General features: G+C 50.7%; 15 protein-coding genes and 1 pseudogene. 6 read left to right on the top strand and 10 right to left on the bottom strand.

Features of this window, described 5'->3' with window-relative positions:
• Positions 1-46: 46 nt before the first annotated feature.
• The 4 genes from ACI1P2_RS21075 to ACI1P2_RS21090 all read right to left on the bottom strand — a co-directional run bounded on the left by ACI1P2_RS21075 (position 47) and on the right by ACI1P2_RS21090 (position 4,841).
• A complete protein-coding gene (locus ACI1P2_RS21075; RefSeq protein WP_355322336.1) occupies positions 47-1,048 on the bottom strand; it encodes a FecCD family ABC transporter permease in 1,002 nt (333 codons plus the stop codon).
• Positions 1,045-2,064, bottom strand: a complete 1,020-nt coding sequence (locus tag ACI1P2_RS21080; RefSeq protein WP_355322338.1) for a FecCD family ABC transporter permease — start codon at positions 2,062-2,064, stop codon at positions 1,045-1,047. Before ACI1P2_RS21080 ends, ACI1P2_RS21075 begins: the two co-directional genes overlap by 4 nt.
• A 7-nt stretch (positions 2,065-2,071) precedes the next feature.
• Entirely contained in the window at positions 2,072-3,088 is a 1,017-nt protein-coding gene (locus ACI1P2_RS21085; RefSeq protein ID WP_355322340.1) for an ABC transporter substrate-binding protein, read from the bottom strand.
• A 130-nt stretch (positions 3,089-3,218) separates the two neighbouring features.
• Positions 3,219-4,841 carry a helix-turn-helix domain-containing protein gene (locus ACI1P2_RS21090; RefSeq protein ID WP_355322342.1) on the bottom strand — a complete coding sequence of 541 codons (1,623 nt, stop codon included), beginning with the start codon at positions 4,839-4,841 and terminating at the stop codon, positions 3,219-3,221.
• Positions 4,842-5,111: 270 nt separating this feature from the next.
• On the opposite strand from ACI1P2_RS21090, the gene ACI1P2_RS21095 reads away from it, so the two are divergent.
• Genes ACI1P2_RS21095 through ACI1P2_RS21105 form a run of 3 tightly spaced genes read left to right on the top strand, consistent with a single transcriptional unit; the run spans position 5,112 to position 9,456 of the window.
• Complete coding sequence (locus ACI1P2_RS21095; protein WP_355322344.1) at positions 5,112-6,329, top strand: ABC transporter substrate-binding protein; 1,218 nt, start codon at positions 5,112-5,114, stop codon at positions 6,327-6,329.
• Between the two features lie 17 nt (positions 6,330-6,346).
• Positions 6,347-8,188: an ABC transporter permease gene (locus tag ACI1P2_RS21100; protein WP_355322346.1), complete on the top strand. Its 1,842-nt coding sequence runs from the start codon at positions 6,347-6,349 to the stop codon at positions 8,186-8,188.
• Between the two features lie 2 nt (positions 8,189-8,190).
• The gene (locus ACI1P2_RS21105; protein WP_355322348.1) at positions 8,191-9,456 is read left to right on the top strand and encodes an ABC transporter ATP-binding protein; all 1,266 of its coding nucleotides are present in this window, start codon (positions 8,191-8,193) and stop codon (positions 9,454-9,456) included.
• On the opposite strand, the gene ACI1P2_RS21110 is transcribed toward ACI1P2_RS21105, so the two are convergent.
• Positions 9,443-10,279, bottom strand: coding sequence for a MurR/RpiR family transcriptional regulator (locus ACI1P2_RS21110; protein WP_355322350.1), 837 nt, complete (start codon positions 10,277-10,279; stop codon positions 9,443-9,445). The two genes, ACI1P2_RS21105 and ACI1P2_RS21110, sit on opposite strands and share 14 nt — an antisense overlap.
• Positions 10,280-10,454: 175 nt before the next feature.
• Between ACI1P2_RS21110 and ACI1P2_RS21115 the strand changes: the two genes are divergently transcribed.
• The 3 genes and pseudogenes from ACI1P2_RS21115 to ACI1P2_RS21125 form a co-directional block, all read left to right on the top strand.
• Positions 10,455-11,222, top strand: a complete 768-nt coding sequence (locus ACI1P2_RS21115) for a PHP domain-containing protein (RefSeq protein ID WP_355322352.1) — start codon at positions 10,455-10,457, stop codon at positions 11,220-11,222.
• Positions 11,219-12,118, top strand: coding sequence for a Cof-type HAD-IIB family hydrolase (locus ACI1P2_RS21120; RefSeq protein WP_355322354.1), 900 nt, complete (start codon positions 11,219-11,221; stop codon positions 12,116-12,118). The genes ACI1P2_RS21115 and ACI1P2_RS21120 overlap by 4 nt, the downstream gene beginning before the upstream one ends.
• A 485-nt stretch (positions 12,119-12,603) precedes the next feature.
• Positions 12,604-12,880, top strand: a pseudogene (locus ACI1P2_RS21125) (DUF711 family protein); the annotation flags it as partial.
• A 161-nt stretch (positions 12,881-13,041) separates the two neighbouring features.
• On the opposite strand, the gene ACI1P2_RS21130 reads toward ACI1P2_RS21125, so the two are convergent.
• From ACI1P2_RS21130 to ACI1P2_RS21150, 5 genes are all read right to left on the bottom strand, one after another.
• Positions 13,042-15,000 (bottom strand): carbohydrate-binding protein, encoded by a 1,959-nt coding sequence (locus ACI1P2_RS21130; protein ID WP_355322356.1) that lies wholly within the window; start codon positions 14,998-15,000, stop codon positions 13,042-13,044.
• Positions 15,001-15,383: 383 nt separating this feature from the next.
• Positions 15,384-16,394, bottom strand: coding sequence for a glycoside hydrolase family 130 protein (locus ACI1P2_RS21135; RefSeq protein ID WP_355322358.1), 1,011 nt, complete (start codon positions 16,392-16,394; stop codon positions 15,384-15,386).
• Between the two features lie 56 nt (positions 16,395-16,450).
• The gene (locus ACI1P2_RS21140) at positions 16,451-17,287 is read right to left on the bottom strand and encodes a carbohydrate ABC transporter permease (RefSeq protein WP_212970176.1); all 837 of its coding nucleotides are present in this window, start codon (positions 17,285-17,287) and stop codon (positions 16,451-16,453) included.
• A gap of 14 nt (positions 17,288-17,301) precedes the next feature.
• Positions 17,302-18,204 carry a carbohydrate ABC transporter permease gene (locus ACI1P2_RS21145; RefSeq protein ID WP_251592883.1) on the bottom strand — a complete coding sequence of 301 codons (903 nt, stop codon included), beginning with the start codon at positions 18,202-18,204 and terminating at the stop codon, positions 17,302-17,304.
• Positions 18,205-18,310: 106 nt separating this feature from the next.
• The gene (locus tag ACI1P2_RS21150) at positions 18,311-19,699 is read right to left on the bottom strand and encodes an ABC transporter substrate-binding protein (RefSeq protein WP_076325679.1); all 1,389 of its coding nucleotides are present in this window, start codon (positions 19,697-19,699) and stop codon (positions 18,311-18,313) included.
• Positions 19,700-19,832: the final 133 nt, after the last annotated feature.

The following is a 19,832-nucleotide window of genomic DNA, read 5'->3' on the forward strand; positions in this document are numbered from 1 at the left end:
ACTGAAGACCTCCTTCTTTATTTAGGGCAATCTAGGGGCAAATCGATCAGCCTTTCCGTTTGGCGTTCATCCACAACAGGAACAAGAAATAAGGGCCGCCTATAGCGGAGACGATCAACCCGGCCGGAATTTCAAGCGGAGGCAGCAGCCCTCTGCCCAGCGCATCTGCCATTAAAATAAACAGTCCTCCCAACACCGCGGCCACAGGAATAAGAACCCGGTGCCTTGGGCCAACGAGTCTCCGGGCAATATGGGGGGTGATAAGACCAACAAATCCGATCGTACCAACAGCAGCAACTGCCATTCCCGTCAGCATCACCGCGATGGCCAAAAACAGCAGTCTTGACCGTTCGATACGAACTCCCAGATTTTTGGCCGTCGCATCTCCCAGACGCTTTATGTCCAGCCGTAACCCCAGCATCCATACCAGCGGGATCAAAATAAGCAGTCCGGGCAGCATTTGAGTGAATTGGCTCCATGATCTTCCCCACAGGCTTCCTCCGAGCCAAATCAAAGCAGAACTGACGTTGGATGCAGATCTTGAAATCAACAATTGTATACCCGAAGAGCAAAATGCGCTGACCGCAATTCCGACCAGTGCCAGCCGGACCGGAGCGATTCCTTTTCGATAGGCAAGCAGATATACAGCAACAGCGGCGGCAATGCCTCCTCCAAAGGCAGCCATTGTAAGAAGTGACGAAGATTGTCCCGGAAACAGGATGGTGACCACGACGGCCACCAGCCCCGCTCCACCCGTCAGACCCAGTGTATCCGGTGCGGCAAGCGGGTTTCTCATGATGCTCTGGGCAATGACCCCGGCAACGGAAAGGCATGCTCCGGCAGCCAGCGCCATCGCGACACGAGGCAGCCGATAATTGAAAATGATATCAGCCGTCTGTGGATCACCTGCACCTATCATAAATTTAAAAATTTGGACATAACCGATCTCGGTTTCGCCAAGCTTTACACTGGTCATGGCAGCGAGTACAGTCACAAGCAGGCATACGCCAAAGATGATCCGGTTGCGGATGACACTCTTGTTGTTCATTGGGCCGCCGCCTTTCTTTTCTTCCTTGCCAGATATATGAAATATGGAGTCCCGATAAGTGCTGTGATGACCCCTACCGGCGTCTCAAAGGGGAACATGACATATCGTGAAATCAGATCGGCAAACATTAACAGAACCGTTCCGATCAAGGCGGACAAGGGCAAAATTTTACGATAATCGTTTCCAATGAGGTAACGCACGATGTGGGGAACAATGAGCCCGACAAACCCGATGGGTCCGGCGACGGCCACTGACGCTCCGGCCAGCATGATAACAACCAAAGCAATAAGGCTGCGCGTCAGTCGGATTCTTTGACCCAATCCGCTTGCCAGCTCCTCCCCTAAACTCATCACGGACGCAGCCCTGCTCAGGCAAAATGCGGATATAAGAGCGGGAACACTCCATAACAGCAATGTCTCGGCATGCTCCAGCTTCCGGGATGCTACCGAACCGGCGAGCCAAAATAAAATTCGGTCCATTTGCGTTTCATTAAAAATAATCAGCGTTTGCGTGAGCGAGGACAACATCGCCTGAATGGCAACTCCGGTCAGCGCCAGATTAACCTCCGAGTGATTGCCCTTAAATACGGAAGACATGCCATAAACAATCAAAGCGGCACATGCTCCACCGGCCAAAGCGGCATATACGGTCTCCTTAGCTGTTACATAAGGCATCCATACCGTCAGCATCACCACGGCTGTGGATGCGCCTGCATTGACGCCGAATATGCTTGGAGAAGCCAGCGGATTTCGCGTTACTGCCTGCATGAGCGCACCGGCAACGGCCAGGTTGGCACCTACCAGCAGGGTGACCAGCAAGCGGGGAAGCCGAACCGTTCGAATAATGACATGCTCCCTTGAGCCATCGAAGTGAAATAGGCCTTCCCATATCGTTGACAGGCTCATTCTGTTGGCTCCGAGAGACATGGACAAATACATACCAAGAATGAGCAGGAACAAGCCTGTAATCCAAATGCCAAACAAATAAGGTGTATATTTACGGTTTAGATGCTTCATAATTCCGCTACCGGATGATATCCGAGTCCAGCTGATCCATAATCTGATTGGCTCCCTTTATACTTCTGCGCAAAGACCATGTATAACGGTTGACGTCATACATCTTGTTGTTTTTTACGGCAGATAGTTCATTCCATAGCGGATCTTCAAGAATGGGGCGTCTTCCTTCCTCATCCTTCTTATCAACCTCCCCGGACATCAGCACGATCATATCGGGGTCAATATCCAGAAACTGTTCGATGGTCATTTTGACATTCCCTTTTTGACCGGTAAAGGCGCCGACATCATCCAGGGCATAACGGTAACCAATCGTTTTTAACAACTCGGCTGTGAAAAATTCCGTATTGCGGACGGTGATTTCGCTGTCCGTGTTACCGACCAGCACAAGACTATTTTTATCCTTGGTTACCTTGCTTTGAATCGCCTTCAGCTTCGTCTGATGCTCTGCAACTACTTCTTCCATTTCCGCCTTTTTGTTCACCGCTTCGCCGATCGTTAATGCCGCCTGAATCGTATCTTCGTAACCGGCATCCAGATTGTTTAAAGCTATGGTTGGAGCAATTTTGGACAATTCGGCATATGCACCGCTATGACGGCCGGTATCCGCTATAATCAGATCAGGCGACAACAATTTAATCTTCTCCAGACTTGGTTGTGACCGCATGCCGACGGAGGTATATCCTTCAATTTGCGTCAAGGCGTCATCCAGGATAAGACTCGGTTTATTGTCATCAGCCACGCCGATTGGCTTGATGCCAACGTCGAGCAATGCATCGATAAAGCCCAGCTCGAGAACAACCACTTTTTCCGGCGTGCCTTGAAGGACTGTCTCGCCCAGATCATGCTTGATCGTCCTTGATTCCACGGAAGCATCACCCTCCACTTTAACGGGATCGTTTTGTTCCGATGCTGTGTTTGATCCTGCGCTCGTTGCAGATTGACCGCCGCTGCCTGCTCCACAGCCCGTAATAAGCGTTACCAGCAATATAATGAAAATAAAACCAACTGAAGTTCTGCGTAACAAAGTTATCTCCCCCGCTTTATTGATAATAATAATCAATATCAATAATAGGTTATAACTTCCGTACTAACCATGCAGAATTCTCAGGATTTTTGAAAATGGATTATTTTTAGGGTACACATTCCGTTTTATTTCAGAGGGGTTTCGTTAACAAGTCGACAGCCATCTTTAATTGGCGACCGATAGAGTATGGAGCATACACAATCCATTGACTCCAGTCGAGCGTGTACACTTGTTTTAATTTTACGGCAGGATAGGTCTCCCACCCTGGGTATGATTGCAGTTGCCGCAGCTTCTGAGCTGCCTCCTTCTTTGAACGTGTCACCAGCAGCAAATATTCGGACGGAAAATCAAGCACAGATTCCAGCGGTATTCCCATCCAGTTCACCTCAGTCCCCGGGTCCCGCCGATTAAGCACAGCTTGAAGACGCTCGGGAGCCCGCAGTCCCAAAGAGCGATAGAACACATGCCCCATATTGCGGTCGGCGTAAATTCGGCACTCATCTCCGAAAACACTGCAGATCGTGACTGATGCGTCACCGATAACTGCTTTCACTTTTTTCCGCGCTTGCTCTACATGGTGCTCGTGACGGTGAATCCATTCCACGGCAGCCTTCTCCCGATCTACAAGTGCGGATATTTCAGCCAAGTGGGCAAAAATGTCTTTTTGCATCCAGGGAACGACGATGACAGGAGCTATATCGCCAATGTTTTCACGGGCCTGAAGGGATATATTTTCCTTACATACGACCAGATCAGGCTTAACCTGAAGCAACGCCTCCCGCCGCAAATCCCAGGATTCCGCACGAACCAACGGAATAGGCACCCGCCGAGCAATAGAGTCAAAGCCTTTATCAATCTGAGCGGCAGAAGGAATTACACCTAACGTAAACAAATGATCTGTATAGGCGTAGGATAATGGAACGATGTTGCTGTACGTGCTCTGCTTGATATAAACGGTGGGAGCGATACCATATTGTTCTTTGAACCTGCGGCTGAAATAAAACTCGTCCTTGTAGCCGACCTGTCGGGCTATATCACGTACTTTATCACCAGTTTTAATAAGCAGCTCTTTCGCACGATTCATCCGAACGGCCGTTAAATACTCAATAGGCGTTCTGCCCATTTTCAGTTTAAACATGCTGGAATAATAAGTTGGATGAACCCCCGCAATTTGAGCCAGCTTGTGCAGCGCGATGGGCTTGTCAAACTCCTTTTGCAAAAAACGGATGGATTGCTGAAACGAAGGCGGCATAAAGATAGGCGGATTCCCGATGTTTTTCGGTGTCAACTCTTCAATGATCTCTTGCATCCATGCGTGTTGGCGGGAAAACAGATGCTCTCCCTCTCCATGTTCCCTGCCAAGCTGGTGCATTAAACGCTGTATTCGAATGTAGGAAGCAACCGGCACAGCACCAACAAACGGAAGATTGTTGACCCTGGAGTATGTAAGGGATTCGTTTGTCCGTGCAGACAATCGAAACATTTCAAAGGTAATGCATTGCAGCTCCAGCTCAGTGCTTGTGTAATTTTTGATTTGCGCCTTGATATGATCTGGAAGCAGAAAAGCTTTATTTCGGGATAACATATCATGATGTCCGGTAGCTCTGAGTTCTCCTTTCCCCTTGACGATGACAATCAGACGGAGAAAGCTGATTTCGGGCATGTCCAACACTCCACCGGACTCAACCCGTATATGTTGAAAAGTGTTAAGTTCAAATAGCGTCGATAGCAAAGGAAAACGATGTTCTTTCATGACGTTACCCTCCATACTGATTAAAGAGTTTGCGATTTTTAGATGATAATGATTATCATTATTACATATAAACTCAAATATTTATAGGCATCGTCGTCATGAATGTTTGCTATTTCTTATTATCACGAATTGACAGTTTTGAATTGTAATAAATCATTCAAATTAATAAAATGAAATATTTTTTACATCAATTAACGTTGCGATAATCTTAGCTTAATAAAAGCTTCCTATACTGAGGTCAACTTCATAACTTAGGAGGCTTTATATTTCATGAAAAAGAATCTCCGTTGGACAGGCATGGCTTGTACGCTCATCCTTTCGCTTGCCCTGACTGCGTGTGGAGCGTCAACCTCCCAAACGGCATCCCCTTCCGCTTCACCATCGGGATCAGATACGCCGGAGGCAGCTGCGTCTGCCAATGGCTGGCTAAAGCAAGCCGGACTGGACCTGGCAGAAACCACTGAAAAATTATATGAAAAGGCCAAGCTGGAAGGCAAGGTAACAGTTTATTCGCAATCCAGCCGCATTAAGGATGTTAAAGCAAGCTTTGAAGCGGAGTATCCCGGTATTGAGGTAGAAGCCTACGATATGTCCACCAACGAAATGATCGAAAAGCTGGTGCGTGAGCAGGAAGCGGGCCTTTATAACGCGGATGTCGTGTTTATCAAGGACGCCGGAGGCACGGTTTCTCAGGAACTGGTTGCTGATGGCGCGCTGCATGCCTACATGCCGGAGGACATTGTCAGCAAGCTGGCACCTGGTTTCGAGTCCTCTCCGGGCTTGCCGTTTTACTTCTCTACGCGAACCATTTTTTATAATACAGAGGTATATAACGAGGCGCCTGTCAGCAACTGGTGGGATTTGACGGATGAACGCTGGAGGGGCAAGGTCGTCATCGATGACCCGATGCTCTCGGCCGACACGATGGATCTGCTCGTTACCATGGTCGCCAACAGCGACGACATGGCCGCGGCCTACAAAGAAAAATACGGCGAAGAGATCGTGCTGGACGGCACCGAAAATGCCGGGTACGAATTCATCAAGCGTCTGCTCGCCAATGATCCGGTGTTCGTTAAGTCCAGCGATGACGTGGTGACTGCTGTTGGCACGCCGGGCCAACAGGACCCGCCTTTGGGCGTTTCGACCTCCAGCAAGTCGCGCAACATCGTCGACAAAGGCTTCAAGATGCAATTCATTTATGACACCGTACCTAAAATGTCGGTAGCAGGAACGTCTTACCTGTACGTTGCCGATCAGGCAAGCCACACAAGCGCAGCCAAGCTGCTGATTCGCTGGATGGCCGGTGAAGCGGACGGCAAGGCTGAGGGTTTCCGTCCTTACAATGTGCTCGGCTCCTGGTCCACCCGGACGGATATTAACTTGACCGAGCAGCGTCCGACAAACGAGCTTAATCTGTGGGAATACGACGGCGAGTTTCTTTATCAAAATACACAGAAGGTCATCGATTTCATACTCGCCAATCAATAGCAGGGATGGTGTAAAAGGTGTCAGTATCCAATGAGGGGGCTCAGTCCCCCCGTTCTTTTTATCGTCTGCAGCGTCTGTTTAATCGTTTGAAGCGTTATATAACAAGCCCGTTGTATGTCATTACGGGCTTGTCGCTCGTATTTTTGGCTTATACGGTGGTACTGCCCCTGTGGGAAATCGTGCTGCACAGCCTGCAGTGGACGGCTGGTGATGCCCGGCGCGTCGGTGAAGCCATTCCGGGAGAGTTCACCCTGTATCACTGGGTACGGGTGCTCACCAGCGAAATCAGTCAGTCACTGTTGTACAAGCCATTGCTGAACTCGATAAACATCAGCGTGTGGGTATCCTTGCTTTCGATGGTGATTGGCGGCGTGCTCGCCTGGCTGACTACCAAAACCAATTTGCCATTCAAGAAGACACTCGTGTTCCTGGCGATCATTCCCTATATGCTTCCTTCCTGGATTACTTCCTTTGCCTGGATTTCAATCTTCAAAAATGACCGTATCGGCGGAAGCCAGGGAATCGTTCAAATGCTGTTTGGCATCAGCCCGCCCGACTGGGTTTCTTACGGTTTTTTGCCGATCGTTATCTGTTTAAGCCTTAATTACTTTTCGTTTTTCTTTTTGCTCATTTCGGTGACGCTCTCGTCAATCAACAGCAGTCTGGAGGAAACGGCAAGCCTGCTTGGCGCCAGCCGCATGACGGTGCTGCGCAAGATTACCTTTCCTCTGGTGATGCCAGCTATTTTGTCGGCCTTTATTCTGACCTTCTCCAAGGCGCTTGGCTCCTTCGGCGTTCCGGCATTTTTGGGATTGCCGATCAAATATTACACAATCTCAACGATGCTGCACGGGAGCATGCAGAACCGGATGGTTTCGGAATCGTATATTCTGAGCTTGATCTTACTGTTCGTGTGCGCGTCTACCATTTATATGAATCAAAAAATGATCGGTCGCCGCAAAAGCTACGCCACCGTAGGCGGCAAGGATTCACGCAAATTTCTGTTTGACTTGGGACGCTGGAGAATACCGGTAGCGATTATGGTGATGTGCTTTATGTTCGTCATTGCCATATTACCTATGCTGATTCTGGTCTTGCAGTCGTTCATGCTGGCAGACGGTGATTTTAGCTGGAGCAACTTCACCCTGCACTTCTGGACGGGCGAATCGAATCCCCGGATTGCATCGGGGGAGGTAGGCGTGCTGATTAATGACGGCATCGTTCAGGCGCTGGGCAATTCCCTGCACATTGCGCTCGTGGCCGCTGCCGTCGCAAGCGTAATCGGTCTTTTATTCGGCTACATTATCGCCAAGCGGCGCAACTCGCTGTCAGCAAAGCTGATCGAGCAAGTATCGTTTCTGCCTTATCTGATTCCCGGTATTGCACTGTCGGCCATCTATCTGTCCATGTTCGCCCAACCTACGCTGCTGTTGCCCGCGCTGTACGGAACGATGACCCTGATCATCCTTATTTCGATCGTTAATGAATTACCGTTCGCTACACGGTCCGGCGCCAGCACGATGTACCAGATCGGAGGCGAACTGGAGGAGGCGGCCCAAATGCAGGGAGCCAACTGGTTTAAGCGGTTCACGAAAATATTGCTGCCGCTATGCCGCAAAGGATTGTTCGGCAGCTTCATGCTGCTGTTTATCAGTGTAATGAAGGAGCTGGACCTCATTATTTTGCTGGTGACACCGCAAACGGGTACACTCACTACGCTGATCTACAAATACGCCGAGCAGGGCTTTCAACAGTATGCCAACGCCATTATGATCATTATCGTAATCATCATATTAATAATGTACTTTTTGGCGAGCAAATTCGGCAAAGCGGACCTCACTAAAGGAATTGGAGGCTAACGATGAATTTGATTGAGCTGAAGCAAATCAACAAGCAGTTTGCAGGCCAGCCCATCTTGAAAAATATTGATCTCGTGGTGGAGGAAGGGGATTTCATGACCTTTCTCGGACCATCGGGTTGCGGCAAAACAACGACCCTTCGCGTCATCGCCGGACTGGAGAATCCGGAGCGAGGCGTGGTTCGCATTGGCGGCGCCACGGTCGCCGACGGGGACAAGCTGCAGTTCGTCCCTCCCGCCAAGCGCGGGCTTAATCTCGTCTTTCAAAACTATGCGCTTTGGCCCCACATGACCGTCATGGATAATGTTGCATTTGGTCTCGTGATGAAAAAAACGCCCAAAGCGGAGATTCGCCAAAAGGTGGAGGCTACGCTCGAAAAGCTGCACATTCTCCCCTATAAGGATCGTTACCCGTCCGAACTGTCCGGCGGACAGCAGCAGCGGGTGGCGATCGCCCGGGCCATCGTGACGGAGCCGCGCATTCTGCTGCTGGATGAGCCGCTGTCCAATCTGGACGCCAAGCTCAGAGTAGAGATGCGCTCGGAGCTGAAGCGGCTGCATCGCGAGCTGAACACAACCGTTATTTATGTCACGCATGATCAGGCGGAGGCGCTCACGCTATCGACCAAGGTAGCGGTGTTCTTCGAAGGAAGGCTGCTTCAGGTGGATACGCCGCGCAACCTGTACCGCCGTCCGCAGCATCTGCGTATCGCCGATTTTATCGGCAATCCCAAAATCAATTTCTTGCCGGCAAGCTATGTGCAGGATGCAGGCGCTGCGGGCGGCACCTGCATCGACTCTCCGCTTGGAAGACTGATGCTGGATGGCCTGATTCCTGAAGGAACGGGGGAAGTTACGCTGGCGCTACGGCCTGAGGATCTTGTCATTTCGCATGAGCCGGTCAAAGATGCTATGCCGTTTCGCGTTTATTCCGTGCTGCCGGCAGGCTCGGAAACGCTCATTCAGCTGCAGAGCGGGGATACGCAGTTGCTCGTCAAAGAGATTGGCGAAAGCGACTATCCGCTCGATTCGACGGTATGGCTGCATATCGACCGGTACAAGCTGCTGGTATATGACCGTGGGAGCGGCGAGCTGCTGTCGCAGGAGCCGCCGACAGGCGACGCCGCATTGGAGGCCGGGCCGTATGCCGCATCAAAGCATGGGACTTCTGCATCTGCGGCAGCCCCTTCCCTGTCCGGTCGGACTCATGCTTCAGGATCTGCCCAGGGCAAAGACGATTTGCGGAACGCCTCAGCTATTTCGGGATAAGCGACGCATACTGCTTGCGCAGCTGATTTAAATAATTGAGCTTGGGAATGATGTTCTCCTTCTCGGCTTGTCCTACGCCGACGATCAAGCTTTCCACCAGTACCGTCGGAGCTACCATGGAGTGAAAATCGCTCAGCTTGCCGCGATAGGTGTACAGGACAATATCCGCCTCGTTGAGCATGTCCGATACCATGAAATCGGTGATAAATACGGTTTTGTAGCCCACCTGCTTGCCGATCTGCATAATGGCTTTTGTTTCAGGGAGGATATTGGAGAATCCGAATACGATCACTACGTCTGCAGGCTGCAAATGCATCAGCGATTCGTACATTTCGTGTCCGCCCATCCCCATGTTAATGATGTGCATACCATAGCGCTTCAGCCGGAAGGACAGCAGCTCGCCCAGACCTTGCGAAGGGCCGGGAGCGTACACATAGATACGCTGCGCATCGCGCAAGGCGGAGATCGCCCGGTGGAAATCGGGGCGGGAGAGCGCATCTGCCGTTTCGGTGAGATACTGGACGCCCAGCTTCAGCATTTGACCGGGCAGGTCTTCCCCATCCACCTTGTTGATCAGGTTTTGGATTTTGTATGCGGGCGTAATGTCGGGATTGTCGGCCAGCATCTGCTTGAATTCCTTGAAGTTCTTGTAGCCGATCACCCGCCAGAAGCGGGAGATGGAGGCGATGCTGACGCGAACTTGATCCGCCATTTCCTGTTCGGTCAAATAAGCGATGCGGTTCGTGTTCTTTTCGATAAAATTGGCGATTTTCTTCTGGTTTTTGGACAGCTTGTCCAGATCCCAATCGAAGTGTTGATTCACAAGTGCGGTCTCCTTTTGGCAAGCCGAATACCTTCGGCAAAGTGGTGTCCTTATTATACTGCAACAGTTCACGTAGTGAAAATAATTTTACATTGTAAACAAAATGTAAATTACTATTAAGTAATATAATGAGCTATTAAATTCAGCCAAAACATACTCAGCAAGGAGCCTTACAATGATGAAAATCGATTTCCATATCCATGTTAAATTATCTAAAAAGGTCTCGTTCTCCCCCGAATATTTTCAAGCCATGATCGCCGAGGCCAGACAGGAAGGGCTGCAAGCGATCACGATGACCGAGCATTTCAATACGCTCCGCTTTAACGATATCTATGATGAGTTGGACCGGAGCTATGCTTACCGCAATCATTATTATGACGTGGATGGTTTTAAGGTATTTCCCGGCATGGAGGTCGATGTGGCGGAGGGCGGACATATTCTCGTGATAGGCACGCGGGAATCCATCCGGTCGGTGCGTGGGCAGTTGGCAGAGCACACGGCTGCCGAATCTTTTATTCCCTTTGATCGGCTTATGACGATTTGCTCAGAGCATGAGATGCTGATTATCGGCGCTCACCCCTTCCGTTCCAGCAATTCGCTGCAGAGCTTGAGTCAGCAGCAACTGAGCCAGTTGGATGCGGTGGATCTCAACGCCAAGGACCTGCGCAGCTATGGAGTGGAAGCGATGCATTCGCAGATGAGGGAATATGCAGCTCAAGCAGAATTGCCGCTGGTAGGTGGAAGTGACACACACCACCCCCTGCAGGTTGGCAGTATTATCAACACGCTTGGACGTACCTGTGAAACGGTCGCCGATTTGAAGCGTTGTATCAAAGAAGGTGACTATTCGGTAATCATCTCGCCGTGTCTGCCGGTAAAGGTACGGGCCGCAGATGAAGTCAAGCAGCTGCTGCAGGCCGATCTGCTGCGCCAGAGCGTATGAGGACGGGAGCTCAAGCGCAGGCTGGACAGGCCGGCACAATGAAGGCGGCACACACCGTCATTATCAGCGACTTGGACGGAACGCTGTTGAACAGCAGGCAGCAGATTAGCGCAACGAATGCGGAGGCGATCTCCCGCTTCCGGCGGGCCGGTGGCCTGTTCGTGATCGCCACCGGCCGTCCCTGGCAGTCGGCGCTGCCATATGCGCGCGAGCTTGGGATTGAGCAGCCGCTGATCGTGTGCAACGGCGCCCAGTTGTATTGCCCGGCCACCGGTACCGTGCTTCGCACGCAGCAGCTGTCTCTGCAGCCAGAACTGAGCGCCTGGTTGTATGAGCAGCAGGTGCAAGGCGAAGAAATTGGGCTGCTGCTGTGCACGGGTAAGCGGATGTTGACCCCGTGCCGCAATGAGCTGATCGTGCAGCATGATCGCAAGGACGGCTTGCAAAGCACGGCGGTTAGCCTTGCGCGGTGGCAGGAAGCGGCTCAAGAAACGGTCAAGCTGCTGGCGGTAGCAAGTACTCCTGATACGGCGCGCTTGCTTGAGCAGCAGTTGGACGGCCGGCTGCCTGGCTGCACGATCGTATTCTCCGAAGCGAATTATTTAGAGCTGCTGCCCGAAGGTTGCTCCAAAGGAGCGGCGCTGGAGCGATTGGTATCGTTGCTGGGCTGGCAGCACAAGCATCTAATCGCCGTCGGCGATCAGATGAACGATGCCGAGCTGCTGCAGGCAGCGAATATCGGCATCGCCACGGGCAATGCGGCACCGGCGCTGCAGCGGCTGGCGGGTGCCGTAACCGTACCGCATGAGCAGCACGCACTGGCACAGATCATCTCCGAATGGCTTGATACAGAGCCTCCGGAGACGCAGAGCTTTACGATTGGAATAGAACGTTGAGTCGAACCTACTATCTGGAATATAGAGGAAATAAAATCCAAGAAGAGGAATTTAAAAACCGCTAAGAAAACGGCCTACAGTCGTTTCTGCAAATGGAGAGACTCCGGACTCCTTATCGCCATCTTCCAAGCCCTTCACATCGAACCCGATTTTGAAAACTTGAGCATCGATTCTACATCGGTCAAAGCCCACCAACACAGTGCCGGTGCAAAAAAATCGCAGATGGACACGAAGTAAACCAACACATCGGCGTCAGTCGTGGCGGCAAGCACTTACACCATTCCGCCTAAAACGAATAGTCAACATCCATGGAAGGTCGATTGGTATCGGTACAAAGAACGCCACTTGGTTGAATGCTTTTTCAATAAAATCAAACACTTTCGCCGTGTGGTCACTCGTTACGATAAGTTGGCTAAGTCATTCCTCGCGTTTATATACATAGCTTCCATTTTTAAATTGACTCAATGATAGTTTTCAGACACGCCCTAAATGACAATGTTAAAAAAAGTGGCGTAATGGCCTCCTCCTATGTAGGTGGGCTTAATAGTAGAGCCTTTATTCCGGTCAATGAAGATCACGGCATGATTCAAGCAGTTCAGCGGGGTACCCTTACACTAGAGAAGCTGGAAGCTATGACCTTTGGTCGAATTTGGCGGCCTGCTCGGATATGCACCAGTTATAGCAGTAAACGGCTTCAACTGCGCGAACTTCGTTAATCGTGGCGGACGAATCTCAGCTCCAATTCATAGCTTTAAGGATTAATTGAAACCTCAAACAGCAAGTCCCTATTTCACTTAGGAGACTTGCTGTTTTTTTGTGTTAGTTGGTCAGTCGTAGAAAAAAACTTTAGCTGAATGAAGAGGCATATCATTTGATATACCCCTTTATCCATCTTATTGCAATTAAATCAAACCGTTTCCATTCTATTTGAACTGGAACCAAGTTAAATTTGCAACTGTGGTTGAATCTGACTTAACAAAAGTAACATATACCGTATGGGTTCCTACAGCTGTCCCGGCATTAAGCGGGATATTCTTGACTGACCATGTCTGCCATCCGCCTGTGCTTTCTGCCGTCCAATAACCCAGCATAGTGCCTGTAGGACTGTCCAAGTGGAATTCTATCCTTCCGCCGGAATTAGCGGATGCAACCTTCAAATCAATACTTGTTTTAGCTGTACTACCAAAGTCTACATTTTTAAATGCTATATAGTCGCCATTACTCCCTCCACCAACATCCAGCCCACCATCAGTGCTTGCCTCATAGGATATAACACCTGAACTAAGGTTATAACCTTCCGCTTCAAATTTCAATGTGTTGAATTTGGGAGCTGCAGCATAGCTGTTAGTATCTGTTATTTTCAATTCTGCGAGTGTAGTTGCCGCAACTCCACCGACGCGAACATTGTTTAATGTAACTCCGGAGACAGTAGATGTGTCACTCCAACCCTTCATTATTGAAATTTCACCTAAAGCGCGTAAATTGATATTATTATAGACCACATTTTTTATCGGACCGGTTTTTGCAGAAAGATCAAACCACCTGGAGTGAACACCGGATCTTGGCCAGAAGCCTTCTACATCTATATTGTCAAATATGATGTTTTGTGCTGCTGGAGTCCCATAAAGATGACCTACCGCTAAAGCGCGCCAGCATCTGTATACATAAGAGTTTTTAACAACTATGCCATCCTGAAGCTGTTTCACTCCATCTCCAACCTTGAATGCTCCACATCTGCTCCAAGCCAAAGCATCATCCACAACTACATTTGACTGGTTTTCAGGACTTCCCGGCCAGTTTGCAGCTATATCCGTAGTTGCTACATCCCATGTCTTAAATGAGTATGTGTCATCCTCCGATACTGCTACCGTGTGCTTTATGAGTACATTCTGGCTCTCTTGAATGTCTATTGCATCATTTTCATAATCAAGTTCATTGTTGTTGAAGTGCTTTGTATTCTGGAATGTTACGTTATTAGATCTTGTAACGATTGTAGCCCAGCCACCGCTGTCTCTTATGGTTATGCCGTCAACCGTGAAGTTGCTGCACTGCAAGGGTACAAGAATATTGTTCAAATAATTGTTTGTATTTCTCATATAATGGCCATTGCCGTCAATAGTCCCCCTGCCGTATATCTTAATATTGTTTGCATTTGTTTCGGTATAAATAAACCATGTTCCATCCTTATTCAGAGAATTCTTATGAAAATGAGTAGTGTAATCGCTTGGATTTCCTGAACCCCTTATAACAGATCCACCCTCCAGATAAACCGAAACATTGCTTTTTAGAACAAGGTTTCCGCTCTTGTAAACTCCGGCTGGAACGTATACGATACCGCCACCTGCTGCGTTAGCCGCATTTATGGCGTTTTGTATTGCAGTTGTAGCCATAGCGGCACCGGTACTGTCGGCACCGTATTGAGTTTTAACATTGTATATACCTGTACCGGATGAAGCCGGAACATTGGTTTCAAGAGCATCTGCCGCAATAACCAGATCTTTCAGGTTATTGATTTTAACTATAAGATAGGTTGGTGATGAAAGTGTAAATGTAAGTGTATTTCCGCTCTTTGTTGCAGTGATTCCCAAAGCTTTGGGAGAAATATTATAGGTATTGATTGGCTCGCTTGCTGTTATTGTGATTGTAGTAGTACCTGAAAAAGAGAAATTACAATAATTATAGTTTACAAATACCGCCGAAGTGTCGATTACCGGTATATTGGTAGAGTCTGCTGTTACCGTGTATTGACTGGTCGTGGTATAGATCGACGGTAATGGATAGCTTACAATTGTACCCGCCGCACTTGCTGTCAAAGGAACGACAGCTACAAGACTGGCGAGCATACAAACAATTAAACTTAAAAACTTTAACCGTTTTAACATAAATAAACACCTCTTTCATATTTTTTAGAAAATACTCTGTCATCAGTGAATAATGATTTCACCAGTGATGCTCTATTACTCTTTTCATAAAGTCGACATATTCCTGTTCAGCTTCGGAAGTGGCAGAGTAATACTAACCTTTTCTGCATCAGCAAAGTTTCCTTTTAAAGTACAGCCCCGGTTTTGTTGCACCTTGTGCAGGATTTCTGCGTTCGTCGCTACTACTGAGCTGTATTGTTGCATTTTATGCACAATCTCCCCACGGTCGCTGCTATTGATCTAGCATTGTTGCACTTCATGCACAATCTCCGCGCAAGCCGCTCCAATCATGGCACATGGCCCCACTGTTACTCCGCATTTCCGCCCTCAGCCTGCTTCCAATCTTATCTATGCTCCGGCTCCAGACAGAGCCGGAGCAGATCGTCCACATGGGCCGTTGCCAGACATTCCACCGTATCCGCAGAGCCGTAATAGATCTTGACCTCGCCGTCATCCTCCAGAATCATCCCTCCCGGAAAAATCACATGATTGCGGAAGCCCCCGCCAATCTCATAGTCTGTCTCCGGTGCCAGCAGCGGCTGCCTGCTCATGCCGATCACCTTGCGGGGGTCCTCCAGATCCAGCAGCATAATTCCGGCGGTATAACGCTTCTTCCAGGTGTCCTCCCAACCGTGCTTGCCTCTGGCCGGGTCCACATCCACCGCATGGAAGGTGGTCAGCCAGCCCTTATCCGTCCGGACCGGAGGTGCGGCCGGGCCGACCTTGTCATTGGCAAACGGCACCTGCTCAACGGCGAGCAGTAGGCTGGAGTTGCCCCAATGCTTCAGGTCCGGCGACTCGGAGATCCAGGCATCGAAGCGGTCCCGGCCGCCGCGGCTGTATACCGTGAAGGGACGCTCCAGCCGGACATACTTGCCGCCGATCAACTCGGGAAACAGTACCATATTGCGCAGGTCCGGTGTAGACAGGCTGAGCACCTCGAAGTGTTCCAGATCATCGGTAACGGCAATTCCGCCGCGGATGCCATGGTGCGTATCCACGGCAAAACACATATAACAACGGCCGCCGATCACGGTCAGGCGCGGGTCGTAGGCGCGGATAATTTCCTCGTCATGCATTTTGAACACTGGCTTCGGGCCGGCGGTCCAGCTCAGACCGTCGTCACTGTAAGCAATGCCGAGATCCGTGGTGTGGTGCGGCTCAAGCGTCTGATCGACCAGTGAGCCGTAATCATTACGGAAGATCATCACATACTTGCCGTTAAATTTCGTTACACCGGCATTGAATACCAGTGCGGTGGGGTAAGGAACCTTCGTTGCATCCAGCACCGGATTGCCCGGATACCGCCGGATGAACGGGGCAGATTGCAGAATTGCCGGAGTGTGTTGAGTCATGGGGTGTACCTCCTTGAATGTTAAATATGGAATATGGGTTGCGCAGGGCCAGACCGCTACCCTTTGAGGGAACCGGCCGTCATCTGCATGAAGGATTTGTTGGCAAACAGATAGGCGACGAGAATCGGCAGAATGGACAAGCAGGCGCCCGCCATCATGTAGTGGGTTTGGGAAGCGGCCGAAATCCCGTATTTCAGGTTCGCCAGCCCGACGGTCAGCGTCTGCAGCTCCGGCTTCGTCATCGTGAACACGAGCGGCAGCAGATATTCATTCCACGCGCCGCGGAAGGTGAACAGGGCACCTACGCCAAGTCCGGGTCCGAGCAGCGGCAGAATGATCCGCCAGAAGGTCCGGCCCGGGGAGCAGCCGTCTATTAGCGCCGCCTCGTCCAGCTCGCGGGGAATCCCCTTCATGAAGCTGGACAGAATGAAGAAGATCGAAGCATGGGCGGAGATCAGAATCAATATAACGCCCCACAGGCTGTTGTGCAGATGAAGCTTAACCATCAGATCGAACTGCGGGCGCAGCACGACCGCCCCTACAGCCACGAACATGGTGAACGATTGCAGTCCGATATACAATTTTTTGCCTGCAAAATCCATCCGGTCCACCACATAAGCCGCCATGGATGATACCAGCAGCGTGCCGACCACTGTCGCCAGGGAGACAATCAGGCTGTTCAGGGTATACCTGGAGAAATTGGCCTGCGCCCAGGCTTCGGCATAGTTCGAGAAGTGCCAGCTCTTCGGCAGGAAGGTCGCACCCGCAGTAAGCTCAGCATTGGTCTTGAAGGAGCCCAGGATGGTGATAACGACCGGAATCAGGGTGATAAAAGCAACAGCCAGCAAAAAAATCCACAAGATGATTTTGCCCAGTATGGTTCTTAGTCTCATAATAGCCTCTCTCCTCAATCGGTCTGATTCATGCGTCTGGATGCGTAGAAATAAATGAGTGATATCATCCCTACAATGACCGCAGACACAAAGGCGACCGCACTGCCGTATCCGAACTCCTGGACCTGAACCGCCGCGCTGCCCCCGCCGACAGGGAAAAATAATTTGTACAAATACAGGAACATGACCTCCGTCTTGCCTACAGGACCGCCTTCAGTCAGTACCATGATGCTCTCGTAGCCCTTCAGGGCTGTAATGATCGCCAGCATAATAACCATCTGCATGACAGGCCCGAGCATCGGCAGGGTGACATAGCGGAACTGCTGAATTTTCCCTGCCCCATCCAGGGAAGAGGCCTCATACACATCCTCGGGAATATTCTGCAGACCGGCAAGGAAGAGCAGCATATAATTGCCGACCGCTCCCCAGGCCGCAACCAGAATGACGGTGAGCATGGCATATTTCGGCCCCAGCCAGTCCACACCGGAATCGGAGAGGCCCAGGCGGATCAGAAACTGGTTGAGAATCCCGTTATATGAGTTGAAAATCGTGAAGAAGACTACGGCCATTACAGCGGTACTGATGACGGTCGGCATGAAGAAAATCCCCCGCAGCAGCTGTCTGCCCCGCAGCCCCCGGTTCAATATGACTGCCAGCAGCAGGGCCAGCGGAATGGTGATCAGCAGCTTGCCGCCAGCATAGACAAATGTATTCACCACCGAATCCCAGAACTGGGTGTCCTTCAGAATGCGGCTGAAATTGGCCAGACCGGTAAACCGCGCCGTTCCGAACCCTTTGTAATCATAGAACATATAGCGGAACGCCCAGGCAATCGGGTAAATCCCGAGAACCAACGTGAGCAAGGCACTTGGAAAGATAAAACTGTATGAAAATAAGGCATGTTTCGTTTTGTTCATCTGGTTTCTTCCGGCTCCTTTCCTTTACGACCAGAGCAGAGGGATAAGGGAGTTGCTCCCTCATCCCCCGCTATCCCGGCCTATATCTCTATCCCTAACCTTCTGTCTACTTGGCGAACTTGCCGCCCAGAGCGGCGGGATCAAAGCCGGTATCCGGCTCAGCCTTTATGCCGTCATTCGCAATCACACTGTCCAGTGCAGCGTTATAGCGTTTGTTCAGATCAGCGATAACCGCCTTCAGGTCGCCGCCGTTCAGCATATATTTGAAGAAGGCGTCATCCGATTTCATTCCTTCCGGTGCTACAGACGGATAGACCGGCCACACCCCATCGTGCTTGTTCGGCAGGAAGCCTTCAATGCCGTTCACATCCGGTGTCTTGGCTGCTGCGCTAATGGATGGAACCATGGAGATGCCGAAGCCTTTTTCCTGATAATCCGTCAGCACCTGATCGCCGTACATGAACTCCATGAACTTCCAGGCTGCTTCTTTATGCTCTGATTTCGAGCTCAGCGCCAGCCATTGGCCCCCGAGGAAGCCGGAAGCCCCCTTCACGGTGCCGTCGATGGTAGGAACCGGAGCGGCCGCCCAGTCAATCTTGGCCGGGAACTGATTCTTGTAGACGCCAGGCTCTGAGGAGTAGGACATATACATTCCGATCTTGCCTTCCGCAAACTGCGCCCGCAGCGGATCAATATCCAGCGATTCTACACCCGGCAGCATGCTGCCGTCGTCCCTGATCTGCTTAAAGGCATTGATGATCGGCTCGAAGCCGCTGAAGTCGTAGCGGGCTGTCTTGAAATCATACCCGAAGCCGCCATAGCCGCTCATCTCCGCAACCACCCGTGCCGAACGTGCGAACGCACTGCCGGGGCTCTTGAAGTTAAGGGCGAAGCCGTAAGCGCCGTCCGCTTTGCCGGCTTCTGTCAATTTCTTGGCTGTATCCACCAGCTCCTGCAGGGTAGTCGGCGGATGCTCAATGCCCGCTTTGGCGAACAGATCCTTGTTGTACACCAGACGCATGGTCGTTCCATAGTTCGGCAGACTGTAACGCTTGCCGTCGAATTCATTCAGATCCGGCATGGCCGGGAATTTCGCCTTCAGCTCATCGTTCAGGAACTCGTCAATAGGAGCGAGAAAGCCTTTTTTGTAGAAGGTCTGGATAGTATTCTCCTTCACCCGGATCACATCCGGTGCATCGGAGGTCTGGAAGGACAGATCGAGCGCGGTATCGAAGTCGTCGCCCTTGACGACCAGTTCCACCTCAATCCCGTCAGTATTGGTTGCGTTGAACTCGGCTACCTTCTCCTTCACGAAATCCGCATCGTGGCGGTCGCCTGTCCAGTAGCTGATTTTAGTTTTCCCCCCCGAGCCGGCTGTCGCCCCGTTTCCCGTGCCTTCAGCAGCATTGCCGCCGTTGCTGTTACCGTTGCCGCAGGCTGCCAAGCCAAGTGCCAGGACCAGGCTCAGAGATGTCATTAGCATACGCTTCATCATTGGTAGTGCCCCCTTATATATCCCTGCTGTATTCGCTTACAACCTGATTATAGTTCGATAGGCGCATCCAGATAAGGCGGGTAAGCCCACATTAAGGGCAGATTTCTGCAGGAGTTCTATACAGACAAGGGAG

The organism is Paenibacillus jiangxiensis (assembly GCF_046098255.1).
Taxonomy (GTDB): domain Bacteria; phylum Bacillota; class Bacilli; order Paenibacillales; family Paenibacillaceae; genus Paenibacillus; species Paenibacillus jiagnxiensis.